Annotated in this window: 15 protein-coding genes and 1 pseudogene; 9 read left to right on the plus strand and 7 right to left on the minus strand. The window is 62.9% G+C overall.

Annotated elements, in window-relative coordinates:
* Positions 1-483: 483 nt before the first annotated feature.
* From C8K58_RS33110 to C8K58_RS14470, 3 genes and pseudogenes are all read left to right on the plus strand, one after another.
* Positions 484-687 (plus strand): annotated as a pseudogene (locus C8K58_RS33110) (HAMP domain-containing protein); the annotation flags it as partial.
* Positions 688-840: 153 nt separating this feature from the next.
* On the plus strand, positions 841-1,545 hold the full coding sequence (locus C8K58_RS33115) for a methyl-accepting chemotaxis protein (protein ID WP_370671242.1): 705 nt from the start codon (positions 841-843) through the stop codon (positions 1,543-1,545).
* A 126-nt stretch (positions 1,546-1,671) separates the two neighbouring features.
* Positions 1,672-2,103, plus strand: a complete 432-nt coding sequence (locus tag C8K58_RS14470; protein ID WP_092358798.1) for a hypothetical protein — start codon at positions 1,672-1,674, stop codon at positions 2,101-2,103.
* Here C8K58_RS14470 and C8K58_RS14475 read toward each other — a convergent pair.
* Positions 2,050-2,826 (minus strand): TatD family hydrolase, encoded by a 777-nt coding sequence (locus C8K58_RS14475; protein ID WP_065924092.1) that lies wholly within the window; start codon positions 2,824-2,826, stop codon positions 2,050-2,052. The genes C8K58_RS14470 and C8K58_RS14475 overlap by 54 nt on opposite strands.
* A 2-nt stretch (positions 2,827-2,828) precedes the next feature.
* Complete coding sequence (gene cra, locus C8K58_RS14480; protein WP_027604874.1) at positions 2,829-3,824, minus strand: catabolite repressor/activator; 996 nt, start codon at positions 3,822-3,824, stop codon at positions 2,829-2,831.
* 294 nt (positions 3,825-4,118) lie between these two features.
* Between cra and ptsP the strand changes: the two genes are divergently transcribed.
* From ptsP to C8K58_RS14500, 4 genes are read left to right on the plus strand one after another with little or no spacing between them, the layout of a single operon-like run.
* Positions 4,119-6,977: a phosphoenolpyruvate--protein phosphotransferase gene (gene ptsP, locus C8K58_RS14485; RefSeq protein ID WP_108573878.1), complete on the plus strand. Its 2,859-nt coding sequence runs from the start codon at positions 4,119-4,121 to the stop codon at positions 6,975-6,977.
* A complete protein-coding gene (gene pfkB / locus C8K58_RS14490; protein ID WP_027604872.1) occupies positions 6,978-7,898 on the plus strand; it encodes a 1-phosphofructokinase in 921 nt (306 codons plus the stop codon). It abuts the gene before it with no gap.
* 11 nt (positions 7,899-7,909) lie between these two features.
* Positions 7,910-9,625, plus strand: a complete 1,716-nt coding sequence (locus C8K58_RS14495) for a PTS fructose-like transporter subunit IIB (protein WP_108573879.1) — start codon at positions 7,910-7,912, stop codon at positions 9,623-9,625.
* A gap of 44 nt (positions 9,626-9,669) precedes the next feature.
* A complete protein-coding gene (locus tag C8K58_RS14500) occupies positions 9,670-11,211 on the plus strand; it encodes an alkaline phosphatase (protein ID WP_108573880.1) in 1,542 nt (513 codons plus the stop codon).
* Between the two features lie 56 nt (positions 11,212-11,267).
* Here C8K58_RS14500 and C8K58_RS14505 read toward each other — a convergent pair whose 3' ends face one another.
* Together C8K58_RS14505 and C8K58_RS14510 are read right to left on the minus strand one after the other, a co-directional pair.
* Positions 11,268-13,793 (minus strand): sulfite reductase flavoprotein subunit alpha, encoded by a 2,526-nt coding sequence (locus C8K58_RS14505; protein WP_108573881.1) that lies wholly within the window; start codon positions 13,791-13,793, stop codon positions 11,268-11,270.
* A 132-nt stretch (positions 13,794-13,925) separates the two neighbouring features.
* Positions 13,926-16,229, minus strand: coding sequence for a TonB-dependent siderophore receptor (locus C8K58_RS14510; RefSeq protein ID WP_108573882.1), 2,304 nt, complete (start codon positions 16,227-16,229; stop codon positions 13,926-13,928).
* Positions 16,230-16,435: 206 nt separating this feature from the next.
* Between C8K58_RS14510 and C8K58_RS14515 the strand changes: the two genes are divergently transcribed.
* Positions 16,436-17,116 carry a Fe2+-dependent dioxygenase gene (locus C8K58_RS14515; RefSeq protein ID WP_027604867.1) on the plus strand — a complete coding sequence of 227 codons (681 nt, stop codon included), beginning with the start codon at positions 16,436-16,438 and terminating at the stop codon, positions 17,114-17,116.
* A gap of 1 nt (position 17,117) precedes the next feature.
* Positions 17,118-17,867, plus strand: a complete 750-nt coding sequence (locus C8K58_RS14520; RefSeq protein ID WP_027604866.1) for a tetratricopeptide repeat protein — start codon at positions 17,118-17,120, stop codon at positions 17,865-17,867.
* A 49-nt stretch (positions 17,868-17,916) separates the two neighbouring features.
* On the opposite strand, the gene C8K58_RS14525 is transcribed toward C8K58_RS14520, so the two are convergent.
* The 3 genes from C8K58_RS14525 to C8K58_RS14535 form a co-directional block, all read right to left on the minus strand.
* Positions 17,917-19,080: a type III PLP-dependent enzyme gene (locus C8K58_RS14525; protein ID WP_108573883.1), complete on the minus strand. Its 1,164-nt coding sequence runs from the start codon at positions 19,078-19,080 to the stop codon at positions 17,917-17,919.
* A gap of 400 nt (positions 19,081-19,480) precedes the next feature.
* Positions 19,481-20,638: a betaine/proline/choline family ABC transporter ATP-binding protein gene (locus tag C8K58_RS14530; protein ID WP_017138294.1), complete on the minus strand. Its 1,158-nt coding sequence runs from the start codon at positions 20,636-20,638 to the stop codon at positions 19,481-19,483.
* A complete protein-coding gene (locus C8K58_RS14535) occupies positions 20,635-21,288 on the minus strand; it encodes an ABC transporter permease (RefSeq protein ID WP_027604864.1) in 654 nt (217 codons plus the stop codon). Before C8K58_RS14535 ends, C8K58_RS14530 begins: the two co-directional genes overlap by 4 nt.
* Between the last annotated feature and the right edge of the window lies 1 nt (position 21,289).

The raw sequence follows: 21,289 nt of genomic DNA on the forward strand, positions 1-21,289 counted from the left end.
ATCATTGCCAGCCAGTCCGGCTTGAGCCGCGACCCCCAGAGTGACTTGCGCCAGCTCAGCGAGCTGATCACCAGTGTCACCCCGCAGGTCACCCAGACCCTGGGAGAAGGCCGGGCGATGGGGGCCTACTCCCTGGGCCAGGGTTTTCTCAACTCATCTTCCAGTACCCGCTTCGACGAACTGCTGCAACAGTTGGAAAAGCTCCAGGCCGAATACGCCTTGAAATTGCAGGACGTCCTGGGCTCCAGCAACGCCGCGCACGCGGCGCTCGACAGCCTGGCGAAGGCCAGCAATGCCAGCCTCAAGCACGGCAGTGAATTGTTTGAAGAGCAGGTGGTGATGGCCGAAACCCTTGACGCGCCGTGGCAGGGTTTCTATGACAGCGTCAGCCAATTGATGGAGCACACCTATCAGCTCGATGACGCCACCCTGACGTTCCTCGGGCAGCAGCTGGAGCAGCGCCTGGCGCAGAACCGTACGCACATGGTGGTGCTGGTCTCGGCGCTGACGGCGGTGTTTTTGCTGATCTTCTACCTGTATGCAGGGTTCTACGCGTCTACGCGCACCACGTTACGGCGCCTGGGGGCGATGATGGACAAGGTGGCCGCCGGCGACATGACCGTTACCTTTGTTGCCCAAAGCCGCGATGAGTTGGGCGACCTGGGCCAAGTGTTCAACGGCACCGTGGCGAAAATCCATGATTTGATCGAGCGCGTCGGGCATACCGTCAGCCAGGTCGAGTTGCAGGCCGGCCAAGTGGAAACGGTCTCGGCCCGGAGCAATCAGGCGGTCTCTGGCCAGCGCATGCAGATTGAGCAGGTGGCGACGGCCATGAACCAAATGTCTTCCACCGCCCAGGAAGTGGCGCGCAGTGCCGCGGCGGCGGTCAGCAGTGCCCACAGCGTCAACGATGAAACCGTCAATGGCCGCGGCCTGGTGCAATCCCAGCAGGGCAGCATTGCGCGGCTGGCCTCGGAGATCGACCAGTCGGTTAGGGTGATCAACCAGTTGGCCACCGACAGCCAGTCCATCAGCAGCGTCCTGGAGGTGATCAAAAGTATCGCCGAGCAAACCAACCTGCTGGCACTCAATGCGGCCATCGAGGCCGCACGGGCCGGTGAGCAGGGACGCGGCTTTGCCGTGGTGGCCGACGAGGTGCGAACCCTGGCCCGGCGTACCCAGCATTCCACCGAAGAAATCGAGCAAATGATCAGCCGCCTGCACAGCGGTGTGGCAGCGGCCGTGAAGGCCATGGGCACCAGCCATGAAATGGCCAGCGGCACCGTGGAACAGTCGGACAAGGTCCAGCAAGCCCTGGAAAATATCCTCGGTGCCGTGGGCATGATCGTCGATCAGAATCAGCAGATCGCCGCAGCGGTGGAGCAGCAGACCGCCGTCGCCCATGACATCGACCAGAATATCGTCGAAATCAATCGTGCCGGCGAGCATGCAGCCCAAGGCGCGCATCAGACTGAAGCGGCGAGCCGGCAGCTGTCGATACAGGTGATCGAGTTGAAGCAACTGATCGGGGCCTTTCGTGTGTAAGGCGGTGGCGTAGGATTGGTCTTTGGTTGGTGTAGTGCCTGTCCTGATTTCCTGGAGTGCCTTTTTTGCGCGGGTGAATGAGTGAAGATTTGTGTCACTCAATCAAGGTCCAAGGGAGGCATGACAATGACCACTGCAGTCGGCGTCAAGGGGCACTGCGCCCATTGCGACATCACGTTTGAACTCAAGCCTTGGCAGTTGAACGCCATCGCCATTGAAGAACCCTTTGATTGCCCGTATTGCCAGCGCGTCCTGGAGCTGAACTGCCCCCGGCAGTTGCGACATTTCAAGGCGCTGGACCATTGGGCGCTGGTATGCCCGAGCATGGCCGTGCTGACGTGCGTGGTGCTGATCGTGGCGCTGGTGACGGAGTGGATTGGCCTGATCAGTGTGGTCGGGCAGCTCAACGTGTCATTGATGGTGCTGCTGGTGCACTTCCTGGTGCTGCGCTATGTCCGTCATCGGCAGCGAATGACCTTGAACCTGCAAGCGGTGACCCCGGTATTACCAATTGAACAGCTCGCACGCATTGCGTGTGCTCGCCTCGGCCAGCGCTAGGGGGCTGGTGCCCATACGCTCGGCCAGGGCGGTGCAGATCGCCGGCAGGTGCTGCGGGCTGTTGCGCTGGCCCGGGTACATGGCCGGCGCCATGTCGGGGGCGTCGGTTTCCAGTACGACCGCGTTCAGCGGCAGCTGTGCCAGCACCTTATGCATGCGCAGGGCCTGGGGCCATGTGGCTGCGCCGCCCAGGCCGAGCTTGAACCCGAGCTTGATGTATTCATGGGCTTCTTCCCGGCTGCCGGCAAACGCGTGGATGATGCCGCCCCGTGGCAGGCGGATGCGCTTGAGCGTGGCGATCACGGCCGCGTGGCTGCGGCGTACGTGGAGCAGCGCCGGCAGCTGGAAGTCCACCGCCAGTTTGAGCTGGGCTTCGAACAGGCCTTGCTGGCCCTCGCGATCCAGCTGTTCAACAAAGTAATCCAGGCCGATCTCACCTACCGCGCAGAGCTGTCGATGGCCGTGCAGGCGGGTCAACCAGTCGCCCAACTCCGTCAGGTCGGCGGGCTTGTGCTCATCGAGGTACACCGGATGCAGGCCAAAGGCCGCGAACAAACCGGCATCCGCCTGCACCAGATCCCACAGCCGCTGCCAGTTCTGCTGATACACCCCCAGCACCACCATGCGCCGCACGCCCAACTCACGGCTGTGGGCGAGGACTTCCCGGCGATCGCTGTCGAAGTCCGGGAAGTCCAGGTGGGTGTGGGTGTCGATCAGCTCCACGCTCAGGCCTCGTGGATACGCTGCTTGAAGGTCCGGCCGATGGCGTGCACGCCCGGTTGGTATTGTTCTTCTTCAATGGCGGCCAGGGCCAGGCGCAGGGCGGTGTCGGCAATCAGCTGATGTTGCTGGGCCATGGCGTTGACCGGCAGCGGCAGGAAGTCCAGCAACTGGGTGTCACCAAACGTGCCCAGGCGCAGCGGGCGTGACTTGAGCGGGAAGTCATGCAGTGCGTCGAACACGCCTTGCAGCAGCACGTAGGACGTGGTCACCAAGGCGTCAGGCAAGTGCCCCAGTTGATGCAGAAGTTGCTCCATCAGCTGTCGGCCACAGTCGCGGCTGAAGGCTTCGCCGTGTTCGACGATGACCTCGCCGGTGAAACCGCCGAGCGCTTCACGGAAACCGGCCGCACGCTCCTGGCTGATGCTCAGCTCGGGCCGCGCGCCAATCAGCACGATCTGCTTGGGCAGCGGTTGCAGCAAGCTGCTGGTCAATTGCTGGCAGGCCTGGCGGTCGTCGCTGACCACCGAGCAGAACTGGTCCGCCCCCATCACCCGGTCGATGGCAATCACCGGCAAACCCTTGGCTTGCAGCTCGCGGTAACTGTCATCGCTGGCCGGCAGGCAACTGGCGACGAACAGCGCGTCGCAACGGCGGGCGCGGAACAGTTGCAGCAGTTGGCGCTCGCTGTCGGCTTCATCGTCTGAGCTGGCGATCAGCAACTGATAGCCGCGGGCCCGTGCACCTTGCTCCAGCAGCTTGGCGATGCGTGCGTAACTGGGGTTTTCCAGATCCGGGAGGATGAACCCCAGGGTACGGGTATGCCGGCTGCGCAGCCCGGCGGCCTGGGGGTTGGGCGTAAAGCCATGGGCTTCAACCACGGCACGCACGCGCTCGACGGTCGCGCTGCTGATGCGTTGCTGTGCGGCTTTGCCATTGATGACATAGCTGGCGGTGGTCACGGACACACCGGCCAGACGTGCGATATCACTGAGTTTCAAACCGGGATTTCCTTGTTTTTTGGAGCTCGCCCCGACATTTTGTCCAATCGTAACCGATTCCTGCACACGACTAATGTCTCAGCTCAAGTGCCGAGTGGTCCTTCAAGGATGCGCAATTAACGCGTAACCTGCCATAAATTCTAGATTAAACGTTTCAGCCAGCGTATTTTTACGACGTTAGCCACTGAGTGCCTACTGCCAATTGACTACTCGGTCAGCTGTCCCGGAACACCATTACACTGTTTTATTCAAAACAATACCTAGTGCGTCCATCGCACTAACTAGGAGAACGGCATGCTTGAGCTCACTGTAGAGCAGATTTCCATGGGCCAGGTGGCTGTGGATAAATCTGCTGCCCTGCACCTGCTCGCTGACAAACTGGTGGCCGATGGCCTGGTCGCCGAGGGATATCTCAGCGGCTTGCAAGCCCGTGAAGCCCAAGGCTCGACCTTTCTTGGCCAAGGTATTGCCATCCCCCATGGCACCCCCGAAACCCGCGACCAGGTGTTTTCCACCGGCGTGCGCCTGTTGCAGTTCCCCGAAGGGGTGGACTGGGGCGATGGGCAGATTGTGTACCTGGCCATTGGTATTGCCGCCAAATCCGACGAACACCTGCGCCTGCTGCAACTGCTCACCCGCGCCCTCGGTGAAACCGACCTGGGCCAGGCGTTGCGCCGCGCCGGCACGGCTGAAGCCTTGCTGAAACTGCTGCAGGGCGCACCCCAGGAGCTGGCGCTGGACGCGCAGATGATCAGCCTGGGCGTGTCTGCCGATGACTTCGAAGAGCTTGTCTGGAGAGGCGCACGCCTGCTGCGCCAGGCCGATTGCGTCAGCAATGGGTTTGCCGCAGTGCTGCAGCAGGTCGATGCGCTGCCCCTGGGTGATGGCCTGTGGTGGCTGCACAGCGAGCAGACGGTCAAGCGCCCGGGCCTGGCGTTTGTTACGCCCGACAAGCCCATGCGCTATCTCGGCCAGCCCCTAAACGGTCTGTTCTGCCTGGCCAGCCTGGGTGAAGCCCATCAGGCCTTGCTTGAACGCTTGTGCGCCTTGTTGATTGAAGGCCGTGGCCAGGAATTGGGCCGCGCCACCAGCAGCCGCGCGGTGCTCGAAGTGCTTGGCGGCGAGCTGCCAGCTGACTGGCCCAGCGCCCGCATCACCCTGGCTAACGCCCACGGCCTGCACGCACGGCCGGCGAAGATCCTCGCGCAATTGGCCAAAAGTTTTGAAGGCGACATCCGCGTGCGCATCGTTGACGGCCCGGTAGGCGCCGTGTCGGTGAAGAGCCTGAGCAAGCTGCTGAGCCTTGGCGCCCGGCGTGGCCAGGTGCTGGAATTTGTTGCTGAACCGACGATTGCCGGCGATGCGTTGCCCGCGCTGCTGGCCGCTGTCGAAGAGGGCCTGGGCGAAGAGGTCGAGCCACTGCCGACCGTGAGCGCACAGCCTGAAGCCCTTGATATTGCGCCAGTGATCAGCGCGCCACAGGCCGGCAGCCAGCTCCAGGCCATCGCTGCGGCGCCGGGCATTGCCATTGGTCCTGCACATATCCAGATTCAACAGGTGTTCGATTACCCCTTGCGCGGTGAGTCCTCGGCCATTGAGCGCCAGCGCCTGCAGGATGCCCTGGCCGATGTGCGCCGGGATATCCAGGGCCTGATCGAACGCAGCCAGGCCAAAGCCATCCGCGAGATTTTCATCACCCACCAGGAAATGCTCGACGACCCGGAACTCACCGACGAAGTCGACACCCGTCTCAAGCAAGGTGAAAGCGCACAAGCGGCGTGGATGAGCGTGATCGAAGCCGCCGCCAGGCAGCAGGAATCGTTGCAGGACGCGTTGCTTGCCGAGCGCGCCGCCGACCTGCGCGACATCGGTCGCCGGGTGCTGGCGCAATTGTGCGGCGTTGAAACCGCCCAGGAGCCGAGCGAACCCTACATCCTGGTAATGGACGAAGTCGGCCCTTCCGACGTCGCACGCCTGGACCCGGCCCGTGTCGCCGGCATCCTCACCGCCCGTGGCGGCGCAACCGCCCACAGCGCCATTGTCGCGCGGGCCCTCGGTATTCCCGCGTTGGTCGGTGCCGGCCCGGCGGTATTGCTGCTGGCCGCCGGCACGCCGTTGTTGCTGGATGGCCAGCGCGGTCGCCTGCATGTAGACCCCGATGCAGCCACCCTGCAACGTGCCACCGTCGAGCGCGATACCCGTGAGCAACGCTTGCAGGCCGCCTCGGCCCAGCGCCACGAGCCGGCGCTGACCCGCGATGGTCACGCCGTGGAGGTGTTCGCCAATATCGGCGAAAGCGCCGGTGTGGCCAGCGCCGTGGAGCAGGGCGCCGAAGGCATTGGTTTGCTGCGCACCGAACTGATTTTCATGGCCCACCCCCAAGCCCCGGACGAAGCCACCCAGGAAGCCGAGTACCGCCGTGTGCTCGACGGCCTCGGTGGCCGCCCGCTGGTGGTGCGCACCCTCGATGTGGGCGGCGACAAACCGCTGCCGTATTGGCCGATTGCCGAGGAAGAAAACCCCTTCCTCGGCGTACGCGGTATTCGCCTGACCCTGCAACGCCCGCAGATCATGGAAGCGCAATTACGCGCACTGCTGCGCTCGGCGGATAACCGCCCGTTGCGCATCATGTTCCCCATGGTCGGCAGCGTGGATGAATGGCGTGCGGCCCGCGACATGACCGAACGCCTGCGCCTGGAAATCCCGGTGGCCGACCTGCAACTGGGGATCATGATCGAAATCCCGTCCGCCGCGCTGTTGGCGCCGGTGCTGGCCAAGGAAGTGGACTTCTTCAGTGTCGGCACGAACGACCTGACCCAGTACACCCTCGCCATCGACCGTGGCCACCCGACCTTGTCGGCCCAGGCCGATGGCCTGCACCCGGCGGTGCTGCAACTGATCGACATCACCGTGCGTGCGGCCCATGCCCATGGCAAATGGGTCGGGGTGTGCGGCGAACTGGCGGCGGACCCGCTGGCGGTGCCGGTGCTGGTCGGCCTGGGTGTGGATGAGTTGAGCGTGTCGGCCCGCAGCATTCCCGAAGTGAAGGCGCGGGTGCGTGAATTCAGTCTGAGCGAGGCCCAGGGCCTGGCGCAAAAAGCACTGGCGGTGGGTTCGCCCGCCGAGGTGCGTGCCCTTGTGGAGGCCGTGTAGATGGCAAGGATTCTGACCCTGACGCTGAACCCGGCGTTGGACCTGACGGTACGCCTGGCGCACCTGGAGCCGGGTGAAGTCAACCGCAGCGAAACCCTGCTCACCCATGCCGCCGGCAAGGGCGTGAATGTGGCGCAAGTCCTGGCCGACCTGGGCCATCAAGTGACCGTGGGCGGTTTTCTCGGCGAGGACAATCCCCAAGCCTTCGAGGCGCTGATTGCACAACGTGGTTTTGCCGACGCGTTTATCCGCGTGCCCGGCGAAACCCGCAGCAATATCAAGATTGCCGAGCAGGACGGCCGGGTCACCGATATCAATGCGCCGGGGCCGTTGGTCAGTGAGCAGGCGCAGCAGGCGTTGCTCGACCAATTGACGCGCATTGCGCCGGGCCATGATGCGGTGGTCGTCGCCGGCAGCTTGCCGTGTGGCGTCAGCCCACAGTGGTTGCAGGGGCTGTTGGAACACCTGAAGCGTCTGGGCTTGAAAGTCGCCCTGGACACCAGCGGCGAGGCGCTGCGTGCCGGTCTCAAGGCGGCCCCGTGGTTGATCAAACCCAATACCGAAGAGCTCGCCGATGCCCTGGGCGATGCCACCAACGTCATCAGCCAACTGCATCAGCAGGGTGTTGAGCATGTGGTCGTCTCCGACGGTGCCGCGGGCGTGAGCTGGTACAGCCGGGCCACCACCCTGCATGCCACGCCGCCCAAGGTGACGGTGGCCAGTACGGTAGGTGCCGGCGATTCGCTGCTGGCCGGGATGCTCCATGGTTTGCTTGAGTCTGAAGCGCCTGAACAAACCCTGCGTCGCGCCACGGCAATTGCCGCCATGGCGGTGACACAGATCGGTTTCGGCATCCGCGACGCCGCGCAGCTGGCGCGTCTTGAAAGCGGCGTCGCTGTACGCCCGCTGACAGAACAATAAGAGGGATTGTCATGAAGTTAGCCATTGTTACCGCCTGCCCCAACGGCATGGTCACCAGTGTGCTGTGCGCCCGCTTGTTGGACGCCGCCGCGCAACGCCAGGGCTGGAGCACCAGCGTCGAGGTGGTGGATGTACAGCGCCCGGAGCGCCAGTTGTCCCAGGCCACCATCGACGCTGCCGAATGGGTGTTGCTGGTCAGCAGCACGGCGGTGGATATGCAGCGGTTTGTCGGCAAGCGGGTGTTCCAGAGCACACCGGCCCAGGCGCTGGCGGATGTCGAAGCGGTGTTGCGCCGGGGCGCTGAAGAAGCCCAGGAGTATGTCGTCAGCCAGGCAGCGGCTGCGTCGAAGCATGCGCCGCGTATCGTCGCGATTACCGCCTGCCCGACCGGCGTGGCGCATACCTTCATGGCCGCCGAAGCCTTGCAGCAGACGGCCAAGCGCCTGGGCTATGACTTGCAGGTCGAGACCCAGGGCTCGGTCGGTGCGCGTACGCCGTTGAGCCCCGAGGCCATCGCGAATGCCGACGTAGTGCTGCTGGCGGCCGACATTGAAGTGGCCACCGAGCGTTTCGCCGGCAAGAAGATCTACCGTTGCGGCACCGGTATTGCGCTCAAGCAATCCGAGGCGACCCTCAACAAAGCCCTGGCCGAAGGCGCGGTGGAAAGTGCCGCCAGCGGTACTGTGGCCAAGAAAGAAAAAACCGGCGTCTACAAACACCTGCTGACCGGTGTGTCGTTCATGTTGCCGATGGTGGTGGCGGGCGGTTTGCTGATCGCCTTGTCATTCGTGTTCGGCATCCATGCGTTTGAGCAGGAAGGCACGTTGGCGGCCGCGCTGAAAACCGTCGGCGACCGCGCCTTTATGCTGATGGTGCCGCTGCTGGCGGGTTACATCGCTTACTCGATTGCCGACCGCCCGGGCATTGCCCCCGGCATGATCGGTGGCCTGTTGGCGGGCACTTTGGGAGCCGGTTTTATCGGCGGGATTTTCGCCGGGTTTCTCGCCGGTTATTGCGTCAAGCTGATCACCCGTGCGGTGAAGTTGCCGCAGAGCCTGGAAGCACTCAAGCCGATCCTGATCATCCCGTTGCTGGCGAGCCTGTTCACGGGCCTGGCGATGATCTACCTGGTGGGGCCGCCGGTGGCGCGCATGCTCACGGGCCTGACCGATTTTCTCGCGACCATGGGCACCACCAATGCGGTGCTGCTGGGCATCCTGTTGGGCGGCATGATGTGTGTCGACCTGGGCGGGCCGATCAACAAGGCGGCGTATGCGTTTTCCGTCGGCTTGCTGGCGGCACAGAGCGGTGCACCGATGGCCGCGACCATGGCCGCCGGCATGGTGCCGCCAATCGGCATGGGCATCGCCACGTTCCTGGCGCGACGCAAGTTCGCCCAGACCGAACGCGAGGCCGGCAAGGCCGCGATGATCCTGGGCATGTGCTTTATCTCCGAAGGCGCGATCCCGTTTGCCGCCAAGGACCCATTGCGCGTGATCCCCGCCAGCATCGCCGGTGGCGCGTTGACCGGGGCGCTGTCGATGTACTTCGGCTGCAAACTGGCGGCGCCCCACGGCGGCCTGTTTGTGCTGGTGATCCCGAATGCGATGAACCATGCGCTGCTGTACCTGCTGGCAATCGTTGCCGGCAGCCTGCTGACCGGTTTGGTGTATGCGCTGATTAAGCGTCCGGAAGCGGTGGAGCTGGCTGTCGCACCGGTGTCATAAGCGCATGCTTTAGTGGCCCTTTTGATACTCAAGAGGGCACCTGCATGAGCCACTTCGATCTCGGCCGTCGCCGCGTGATGCAAGTCGTCGGCGCCGGCCTGTTGCTGCCGGGCCTGGCCCCGGCGGTGATCGCGTCGGTCAAGGACCGGCCGCAACTCACCGACGGCGTGCAGTCCGGCGACCTGCTCGGTGATCGCGCGATGATCTGGAGCCGCAGCGACCGCCCGGCGAAGATGGTGGTGGAGTGGGACACCCGCAGCGTATTCAGCAACCCGCGTCGATTTGTTTCGCCCCTGGCCGACAACCGCACCGACTTTACCGCCCGCGTCGAACTCACCGGACTGCCCGCCGACCAGGCGATTTTCTACCGCGTGCACTTTGAAGACGCCCAGACCGGCGTCGCCAGCGAGCCGTGGTTCGGCCACCTGCGCAGCGTGCCGCACCAACGCCGCGACATCCGTTTTGTGTGGAGCGGCGACACCGTCGGCCAAGGCTTTGGCATCAACCCTGACATCGGCGGTATGCGCATCTACGAAGCCATGCGCCTGCGCCTGCCGGACTTCTTTATCCACAGCGGCGACACCATCTACGCCGATGGCCCGGTGCCCGCGCAATTGCCCACCGAAGGCGGGCGCATCTGGCGCAATATCACCACCGAAGCCAAGAGCAAGGTCGCCGAAACCCTCGACGAGTATCGCGGCAACTACCGCTACAACCTGCTGGACGAAAACGTGCGCCGCTTCAATGCCGAAGTGCCGCAGATCTGGCAGTGGGATGACCATGAAGTGGTGAATAACTGGTCGCCCGGCAAGCAACTCGACGAGCGCTACCAGACCAAGGACATCAACACCTTGGTGAGCCGCGCACGCCAGGCCTGGCTGGAGTATTCACCCATGCGCCGGCAAAGCGCGGACGGCGGCGGGCGGATTTATCGCAAGCTCAGTTATGGCCCGCTGCTGGATGTATTCGTGCTCGACATGCGCAGCTATCGCGGTCCCAACGATGACAACCTGGGTGGTGAAAAACCCTTCCTCGGCCGCGAGCAGTTGGACTGGCTCAAGCGCGAACTCAAGGCCTCCCAGGCCCAGTGGAAGGTGATCGCCGCCGACATGCCCATCGGCCTCGGCGTGCCCGACGGCGAAGTCAGCCCCGGCGTACCGCGCTGGGAAGCCATTGCCAACAATGACCCAGGCCCGGCGCAGGGCCGCGAGCTGGAAATCGCCGAATTACTCGGCTTTCTGCGCGCGCAGAAAGTGCGCAACCATGTGTGGCTGACGGCGGATGTGCATTACTGCGCGGCCCATCACTACCACCCGGATCGGGCGGCGTTCCAGGATTTCGAGCCGTTCTGGGAGTTTGTCGCCGGGCCTCTGAATGCGGGCAGCTTCGGTCCGAATCCCTTGGATAAAACCTTTGGCCCTGAGGTGGTGTTCGAGAAGGCCCCGCCGGCGCAGAACACCTCGCCGTTTGCCGGGTTTCAGTTTTTTGGCGAAGTGCAGATTGACGGGCAGACAGCGGAGTTGACCGTGATTTTGCGCGACCTGGATGGGGTCTCGGTATTCGAACAGAAGCTGCAACCGGTCTGACCTGAAATGCAATCTAAATGTGGGAGGGGGCAAGCCCCCTCTCACATTGGATCACATCAGTAGACATCCCGGCGGTAGCGCCCTTGTTCGATCAAGCGCTCCACTGTCTCATTCCCGAGGATGTCGACCAGCGCCTGGTCCACGCCCGTCGCCATCCCCTGCAAGCTGCCACACACATAAATCGCCGCGCCGTCCGCGAGCCATTTACGCAGGACATCGGCGGATTCGCGCAGGCGGTCCTGCACGTAGATTTTCTCCTCCTGATCCCGGGAAAACGCCAGGTCCAGCAGGGCCAGGTCACCACTGGCCAGCCAGCCTTGCAGCTCGTCCCGGCACAGGTAGTCGTGGGCGATGGAGCGTTCGCCGAACAGCAGCCAGTTGCGCTGCTGGCCATCGGCAATGCGCGCCTTGAGCAGGCTGCGCAAACCGGCCAGGCCGGTGCCGTTACCCAGCAGGATCAATGGCACCGGCGCCTCCGGCAGGTGGAAGCCACTGTTGCGGCGCAGGCGCAGGCTGATTGCCGAGCCAATGGCCGCATGTTCGGTGAGCCAGCCCGAGCCCACACCCAGGCTGCCGTCGGGGTGGCGTTCCTGGCGCACGATCAATTCCAGCACGCCGTCGCTGGCGATCGAGGCGATGGAGTATTCGCGCATGCCCAGGGGTGCGAGCGCGTTCACCAGCGCTTGAGCGTGCAGGCCGACCAGGTGCGCCCGGTTGTCCGGCAGTTGGCGGGTCGCAAGGGCCTGGTTGAGGGTGTGTGGCAGGCCGTCGATCAGCACGCCATCAGTGCCGATCAGCCCCAGGCCTTCGAGGAAGTGCTCGATGGCCCACGGGCAATTGCGCGGCAGGATTTCCACCAGGTCGCCGGCCAGCCAGTTTTGTTTCGATGGCGATGTGAGGCCCAGCAGGTAGACGTCCGAGCTGGCGCTGCCGGGGTTGAGCAGGGTGCGCTGGCTCAGCGTCCAGTTTTCATACTGGGCGGTCGGCCAGGCGGCGACGGGTGCCTGGCCCGTCAGCTGTCCAAGCTGTTGTTGCCAGTGCAGCAGGGCGGCGCTGTCGCCGCTGTCCACTTCCACCGGGGCGAACAGTGGGTTACCGCCCTGGTGGGTCAGCCAGAAATGCAGGCGCCGGGCAAAGCCACAGAAGTGTTGGTACTGGCGATCACCCAGGGCCAGCACCGAGTAGTTCAGGCCTTTGAGTGACAGATCCTGGCCGAGCACGCTGCGCTCGAAACCGCGGGCGCTGTCGGGGGCTTCGCCGTCGCCGAAGGTGCTGACTACGAACAGCGCATTTTCCGACTGGCGCAAGTCGTCCTGGCTGACACTGCCCAGAGGCTGCACCTTCACCGGCAGGCCAGCCGCCTGCAATTGTCCGGCGGTCTGCCAGGCCAGTTGCTCGGCAAACCCGCTCTGGCTGGCAAAACCGATCAGCCAGGCCGGGGCATCACTGTGGTTGGCACTGAGGCCTTTGCGTGCGTCGCGTACCTGGCGTTTTTTGCGCCGACGGTCCAGGTACAGCAGCCAGCCGGTGATGAAGAACAACGGCATGAGCAGCGAGCTGACGGTGAGGATAATGCGCCCCGCCAGGCCGAAATAACTGCCGGTGTGCAGCGCGTAGATGCTGGTGAGTAACTGCGACTTGAAGGTTTTGCCGGCGTACGTGTCATGGGATTTGACCTCGCCGGTGGCCGGGTCCAGGTTGATCTGGTTCAGTGCGCGGTCGTGGGGGGAGTCTTTGAGCAGGTAATAGACAATGGCGGGTTGCCCGGCGACGGCTGGCATGCGGATGTTATAGGCACTCAAGCCTGGGCCGGCGTTGCTGTAGATGCTGCTCCAGATCGCGTCGTAGTTGGCCACTGGTGCCGGGCCTGCGGGCGGTGGGCCGCGCTTGCGCATCCGTTCATTCTGCGGCGCGTCGGACAGCAGTTTGGTCAGGCCCTGGCTGTACCAGTCGTAGGACCAGGACAGGCCGGTCAGTGCCGCCAGCAGGTAGGCCAGCAGGCACCAGGTGCCGAACACCGAATGCAAATCCCAGTTGAAGCTGCGGCCCTTTTTGCGCCAGTCCAGCGTCAGCCAGGCACGCCAGTTGGCAACCTGGCGCGGCCAGCGCAGGTACAGGCCGGACAGGCAGAAGAACACCAGGATCAGCGTGCAGGCGCCGGTGATCTGCCGGCCGGTTTCGCCCATGGCCAGGAAGCGGTGCAGTTGCAGGATAAAGCCGAGTACATCCTGGCCGACCGCATCGCCCATGTAGTCGCCGGTGTAGGGGTCGAAATAGCGCATCTGGCCACGGCGCTCACCCGGCGGCGGGGTGAAGAACACGCGGGCGGCGTTGCCGCTTTCGCTTTCCACCCACAGCATGGACACGGTCTTGCCTTCGGTGGCTTCCAGCTTGCGCACCAGCTCGGCGGGCGGCAGCACGCCGGCTTCGCGTTTCTCCACGCTCAACACGCTTGGGTTGAGCGCCCGCAGGATCTCATCCTGAAACGAGACCGCAGCCCCGGTGATCCCCATCAAGGCCAGCACCAGCCCGGCAGTGATGCCGAAGAACCAGTGCAACTGGAACAGGGTTTTCTTCAACACGTCGGACCGCCTCGTCTATCTGAATATGTAGGGCACGGCGCGCATTATGCCGTGGGTTGTCGAGAAACATTCTGTTTGACACGCAAAAGCCCCACGCATCCGATGCGTGGGGCTTTGTGGGCTGCTGACCGTTTAGAAGTGGAAGCTTGTGGACAGCAGCGCCGTGCGGCCCGCCGCCTGGTTGGCGAAGTGCGAGGCGTAGGCTTTGTCGTAATAGGTCTTGTCAGTCAGGTTCTGCACGTTCAATTGCAGGTCGACGTTTTTGCTCAGCTTATAGCTGGCCATGGCGTCGTAGCGGGTGTAGGAGGGCACATACACGGTGTTGGCCGCATCGCCGTAAACCTGATCGACGTAGAACGCGCCACCGCCGATGGTCAGCTTCGGGGTCACGTTATAGGTGGTCCACAGGCTGAACGAGTGCTCCGGCGTGTTGGGCATTTGGTTGCCTTTGTTGGAACCGGCCTGGACGACGCCCTGGCGGTTGCCGTTTTTGCCTGGGTCAACCAGCTCGGCTTTCAGGTAGCTGTAGCCGGCGAAGACTTGCCACTGTTCGGTGATCTTGCCGCTGGCGGACAGTTCCAGGCCATCGACCCGCGACTCGCCTGCCGTTTCGTAGGTGTTGGAGTCCACCAGGATGCGGGTGTTTTTCTTCTCGGTACGGAACACTGCGGCAGACAGGGACAGGCGGTTGTGGAACAGGTCCCACTTGGTGCCCAGCTCGTAGTTGACGGTTTCTTCGGGCTTGAGGTCGCTGGTGTTGATGCCGGTAGGAATCGCATTGCTGTCGACCCCTTCGCCCACCAGTCCACCTGCCGGTGAGGCCGAGGTCGCGTAGGAGGTGTAGATGCTGCCGTTCTCCAAAGGCTTCCAGACCAGGCCGGCCTGCCAGTTGAAGAACTGGCTGTCGTCCTTGACCTTGCTGCGCGCCCTGACCGTCGAGGTCGGTACGGCGTTGGTGTTGGCTTCGGTGTCGAAGGTGTCGTAGCGCAGGCCGACGTTCAGCAGCCATTTCGGATCGAGTTCGATGGTGTCGAACACATAGGCGGCACGGCTGGTGGCCTTGGTGTTGGTGCCGTTGTAATTGCGCGCGATGCTGCCGGTCCAGGCGTCGTCCGGATTCGGGTTGCTCAGCGAGGTGCACTGTCCACCCCGGCCGCCGCCGGCCACGGTGCACGTCGGGTTGCTGTTCGGTGTGACGGTGTAACCGCTGACGCGGGTTTCTTCGCCGGTGAATTCCAGGCCGGTGGAGTAGCTGTGCTTGAAGCCAAGCGCCTGGAAATTGCCGAACAGATCTGTCTGGTTGGTGGTGGTCGTGGTGGTGGAGACGCGAGTGTTCGCGCGACGCCACACCGTGCCGAAACGGTTGACGTTGCGTTGGCTATCGTCCGGCTGCGTGAGCACGTAGTCCTGACCGGTGCTGCCATGGCGCAGGGTGTTTTTCAGCGTCATGTCGTCGTTCAGGTCGTGCTCGATGGAGAACGTGCTGATGTCCGCGCGGGTCTTGCGGAAGTCACGGTCCTTGAGACCGTAGAAGTTATTGCTGTCGCCGCCGTCGGTGGGTTTGTCGTGCGCATGAGTGGTGGCGGTCGAAGAGCTGTAGCCATACGGAATGCCCGAATCCGGCAGGTCATTGCTTTCCATATGGTAGTAGCTGAGGTTGACGCGGGTCGGCGTGCCCAGGCCGAAGGTCAGCGATGGGGCCACGCCCCAGCGGTCGTAATTGACCGCGTCACGGCCGGCCACGTTCTGTTCGTGGCTCATCAGGTTCAGGCGGAACGCGGCGCTGTCGTCGAGGAACTGACGGTTCACATCGAGTACATAGCGGCGGGTCTGGTCGGAACCGTAAGTGAAGCCGCCGTTGGTGAAGTCCCGGGCTTGCGGAGTCTTGCTCACCAGGTTGAGGCTGCCACCGGCCGAGCCACGACCGCCGAAGGAGGAGTTCGGGCCTTTGCTGACTTCGATGGACTCGATATCGAAAATTTCACGGCTCTGGCCGCCGGTGTCGCGCACGCCGTCCAGGTAGGTGTCGCCCTGGGCGTCGAAACCACGGATGAATGGACGGTCGCCCTGGGGGTTGCCGCCCTCGCCGGCGCCGAAGGTAATCCCCGGTACGGTGCGCAGGGCATCCTGCAACGAGGTGGCGGCGGTGTCCTTGAGGACTTGTTGTGGCACCACGGTCACCGAGCGCGGCGTGTCCACCAGCGGCGCGGTGTATTTTTGCGAAGAGGCTTTTTCGACCTGGTACGCGGTGTTGTCCTGTTCTTCGCCGGTGATGCTGGTGGCGCCGAGGGCGATGCTGTTGCGCTGGCCTTTTTGTTCAGTGTCTTCGGCCGCCTGCGCCAGATGGGCGACAGAGCTGGCGCTGAGCGCAACGCCGATGGCCGAAGCCAGCATGCGGGGTGAGCCAACAGGTGTTTTTGTGGTGGTGCGCGACATGACGTGTCCTTTCCCCAAGGAGGTGAGGCCGCGGAATATAGGGTGAACAAGACTTTCTATCAATTGCGATACATTACTATTCGCGCTGAATTTACATTCTTTACACTTTTGCCTTACGGTTTTTACGCTCTCGTTCGTCTCCGGCGTTTTACAGGGCGGATAAGAATCAATACCATTGGCGCCTCTTTGCCTACAGGTATTGCCCCATGCTGCTGCACATTCCCGGCCTGTTCTCTCGCGAGGAAGTGCAGCGCATCCGCCACGCCCTGGAAACCGCCGATTGGGCCGATGGCAAAATCACCGCCGGGCACCAGTCCGCCAAAGCCAAGCACAACCTGCAATTGCCCGAAGGCCACCCGCTGGCCAAGGAGATCGGCGCGGCAATGCTCGAACGGTTGTGGAAAAATCCTCTGTTTATGTCAGCGGCGTTACCGCACAAGGTCTTCCCGCCGCTGCTCAATTGCTACACGGCCGGTGGCAGCTTCGACTTCCATATCGACAATGCCGTGCGCCAGGCCAGGGGCAGCCATGAACGGGTGCGCACGGACCTGTCGTCTACGCTGTTCTTCAGCGATCCGGATGACTATGACGGCGGCGAACTGGAGATCCAGGACACTTTCGGCCTGCAGCGCGTGAAGTTGCCGGCCGGCGATATGGTGCTGTACCCAGGCTCCAGCCTGCACAAAGTCAACGCCGTGTCCCGAGGTGCGCGGTATGCCGCGTTTTTCTGGACCCAAAGCCTGGTGCGCGAAGACAGCCAGCGCACCCTGCTGTTCGAGATGGACGGCGCCATCCAGCAATTGAGCCGTGATGTACCCGACCACCCTGGGTTGATCCAGCTCACCGGCACCTATCACAACCTGTTGCGTCGCTGGGTCGAGGTCTGACATGGGCTTTTTATTGCGCCGCGAAGAAGTGCTCAACGTTGAGCAATTGCAGGGCATGCTCGACGACTCGCCGGTGCGCGCGGCCCAGGCGATTCTGATCGCGGCCAAGGAGGGCGTGGTGGATGCCCAGGCCTTGCTCGGGCAAATCCTGCTGGAAGGCCGCGGTATTGCGCGCGACGAAGCGCTGGCGCTGCGGTGGTTCCAGATTGCGGCGCAGGGCGGGCATTTAATGGCGCGCAATATGGCCGGGCGTTGCCTGGAGCATGGCTGGGGGTGTGCCATCGACGAAGCGGCGGCTGCGCGGGAATACCGTTTGGCGGCAGACGCGGGATTGGATTGGGGCCAGTACAACTATGCCAATCTGCTGGCGACGGGCCGGGGTGTTGCCGAGAACCCGCAGCACGCGCTGGCCCTGTATCGGCAAGCCGCAGAACAGGGGCATGCCAAGTCGATGAACCTGCTGGGGCGCTACCTGGAAGACGCTCAGGTTTGCCCGAGGGACCTGGAGGCGGCTGTGGAGTGGTATCGACGCTCAGCCGAGGCCGGGGATTTTCGCGGGCAGTTCAGTTACGCGGCGGTGTTGGCCGACAGGGGCCAGGTCGAGGCGGCGCTGGAGTGGTTGCGCAAGGCGCTGGCGGGCGGAAATCTGAAGTTCCTGCGAACAGCCCACACGGCCTTGGCGGCGGCGAGTGATCCGCGGGTTCGAGCGCTGGCCGAGGCCTTCCACCAACGGGCCGTGAGCCTTGCCTGAGGCATAAAAAAACCCATGACATGTCATGGGTTTTTTGTGCGCGGGCGTCTTACACGTAGAACGACTTCAACGGCGGAAAGCCATTGAACTCAACCGCGCTGTAGCTGGTGGTGTAGGCACCGGTCGACAGCCAGTACAAGCGATCACCGATCGCCAGGTTCAGCGGCAGGCCGTACTTGTAGTTTTCGTACATGATGTCGGCGCTGTCGCAGGTCGGGCCGGCGATGACCACTTCTTCCATCTCGCCTTTCTTCTCGGTCCAGATCGGGAACTTGATGGCTTCGTCCATGGTTTCGATCAGGCCGGAGAACTTGCCCACATCCGTGTACACCCAGCGCTCGACGGCGGTACGGGATTTACGGGCAACCAATACCACTTCACTGACCAGGATGCCGGCGTTGGCGATCAGCGAACGGCCTGGTTCGAGGATGATTTCCGGCAGGTCATCGCCGAAGTCTTCCTTGAGGAAGCGGATGATTTCTTCGGCGTAGGTTTCCAGGCTGTTGGTGCGGGTGATGTAGTTGGCCGGGAAGCCGCCGCCCATGTTGATCAGCTTGAGGTGGATGCCGTCTTCTTCCTTCAGGCGTTCGAAGATCACCTTGACCTTGGCGATTGCCGCGTCCCACACGCTGATGTCGCGTTGCTGCGAGCCAACGTGGAACGAAATGCCGTAGGGCACCAGGCCCAGGTCACGAGCGAGGATCAGCAGGTCCATGGCCATGTCGGTCTGGCAGCCGAATTTGCGCGACAGAGGCCAGTCGGCCGTGGTCGAGCCTTCGGTGAGGATACGTACATACACTTTCGAACCCGGCGCGGCCTTGGCGATGTTGCGCAGGTCGGCTTCGGAGTCGGTGGAGAACAGGCGTACGCCCTTCTCGTAGAAGTAGCGGATGTCCCTGGATTTCTTGATGGTGTTGCCGTAGCTGATACGGTCGGCGCTGACGCCGCGGTCCATGACCTTGTCCAGCTCGTAGATCGAGGCGATGTCGAAGCTCGAGCCCTTGTCTTTCAGCAGGTCGATGATCTCCACGGCCGGGTTGGCCTTGACCGCGTAATACACCTTGGCGAATTCGAAACCGGCGCGCAGGTCATCGTAGGCCTGGCTGATCATCGCGGTGTCGATCACCACGAACGGGGTTTCCTGTTTGTCGGCGAACGCCTTCATTTTGTCAAAAGTGGCGCGCGCGAAATAATCTTCGACGTTGATCGACATGCTGGGAACTCCTAAGGGCAAACTAAATTGATCAATGGGTGCAAATGAACGTCCTCCGTATCCCCACTTTGGTTCGCCTACTTCCCAAGGCATGTCGCCGAAAGCAAAAAGGCCATGGGAATAGTCGCTTCCCTTGGCCTTGCTGTCTCGTCGTCAGTACTTGAGCCGGATGGATCGTTTCCAGCATGGACGTTCGGCGCGAACTTTAGGACGTGAGGGGCCATAGATCAACTAAAAATGTCGCGTTTTTGCACGCGTTCGTCGCGGGACCGCGCGCAGCTACTTATGTAACCGACACGTGTGACGGAATGATGTTCCCCGGATGGGGATAATTGAAGGTGTTTCCCTGACAGATCGCGGGACCAAATGTGGGAGGGAGCAAGCCCCCTCCCACATAAGATCAGGCCAGGGCGGTCTCGGCGGGGGAGACAATGCTGGTCTTGCCCCCACGGGACTTACCGGAACTCAGGTACTCGGCAATCGACTCCTGGGTCACTTCACCCAGGAACACCCGCTCCGCATCCATCACCGGCAACCACGAGCGGTTGAACTCGTACATGCGCGACAACAGGATGCGCAAATGCTCGTCATACGCCGCCGTGGCGTTGAACTCGCGCAGGTACTGGCCGCAGGTACCGGTCTGACGGTGCAGGTCGCGACGGCGTACATAGCCGAGCGCCTTGTTCTCGGCGCACGTGACTACCACATAGCGGCGGTCAGTTTCGTCCATCAGCTCCAGGGCATCGGCCACCGGGGTTTCCGGGCTCACCGATGGGGCGTTGTCCGCCGCATCTTCAGCCTTCACCAGCAACAGGCGCTTGAGGGTGCTGTCCTGGCCCACGAAGTTGCTGACGAACTCGTCGGCCGGATGGGCCAGCAGGGTGTCCGGATGATCGATCTGCAGCAGCTTGCCGGCGCGGAAGATGGCGATCTTGTCACCCAGCTTGATGGCTTCGTCGATGTCGTGGCTGACCATGATCACGGTCTTGTTCAGCGCCCGTTGCATCTCGAAGAACTCGTTCTGGATCATCTCGCGGTTGATCGGGTCGACCGCGCCGAACGGCTCATCCATCAGCAGCAGCGGCGCGTCCGCCGCCAGTGCACGAATCACGCCGATACGCTGTTGCTGGCCGCCCGACAGTTCACGCGGGTAGCGATGCAGGTACTGCTTGGGTTCCAGCTTGATCATGCTCATCAACTCGCGGGCGCGGTCGTGGCATTTCTGCTTGTCCCAGCCCAGCAGCTTGGGCACGACCACGATGTTTTCCTCGATGGTCATGTTCGGGAACAGGCCGATCTGCTGGATCACGTAGCCGATGTTGCGACGCAGGGTCACTTCATCGAGGTCGGTGGTGTCTTCGCCGTTGATCAGGATCTTGCCCGAGGTCGGCTTGATCAGGCGGTTGATCATTTTCAGCGTGGTGCTCTTGCCGCAGCCCGAAGGGCCGAGGAACACGCAAATCTCGCCTTCGTTGACGGTCAGGCTTACGTCGTTCACGGCCGAAACAGTTTTGCCGTTGCTTTGAAAAGTCTTGGTCAGGTTTTGAAGTTCGATCATTTGAGCAGTCCTTTTGGAGTCAGCGAGCGTTGCAGCCATTGCAGAAGCAGGTCGGCGAAGATGGCCAGGAGACTGACCAGCACGGCGCCGACGATCAGCATCGACATGTCGCTGCGGCTGATGGAAGCCAGAATAAGTACACCCAGGCCACCGGCGCCGATGGTGGCGGCGATGGTCATGACGCCAATGTTCATCACCACGGCGGTACGCACGCCGGCGAGGATCACCGGCACGGCGATGGGCAGTTCGACCATGCGCAGGCGCTGGCCGAAGGTCATGCCGATGCCTTTGGCGGCTTCGCGGATGCCCGGTTCGACGCCGGTGAGGGCCAGGTAAGTGTTACGCATGATCGGCAGCAGGGAGTAGAGGAACACGGCGGTGATCGCCGGCATCGGCCCCAGGCCCTGGCCGAATTTGGAGTAGAACGGCAGCAGCAGGCCGAACAGGGCGATGGACGGCACGGTCAGCAGCACCGTGGCGCTGGCTTGCAACGGGCCGGCGAGGGTCGGGAAGCGGGTCATCAGCACGCCGAGGGGCACGCCGACGACAATCGCCAGGATCACCGCGATACCGACCAGGGTGATGTGCTGCCAGGTCAGGTGCAGGACCTGGGCCCAATCAAGATGGGAAAAGGCGTTCAGGAATTCCATG

This window comes from Pseudomonas sp. GV047 (assembly GCF_003058245.1).
GTDB classification, from domain to species: Bacteria; Pseudomonadota; Gammaproteobacteria; order Pseudomonadales; family Pseudomonadaceae; genus Aquipseudomonas; species Aquipseudomonas marginalis.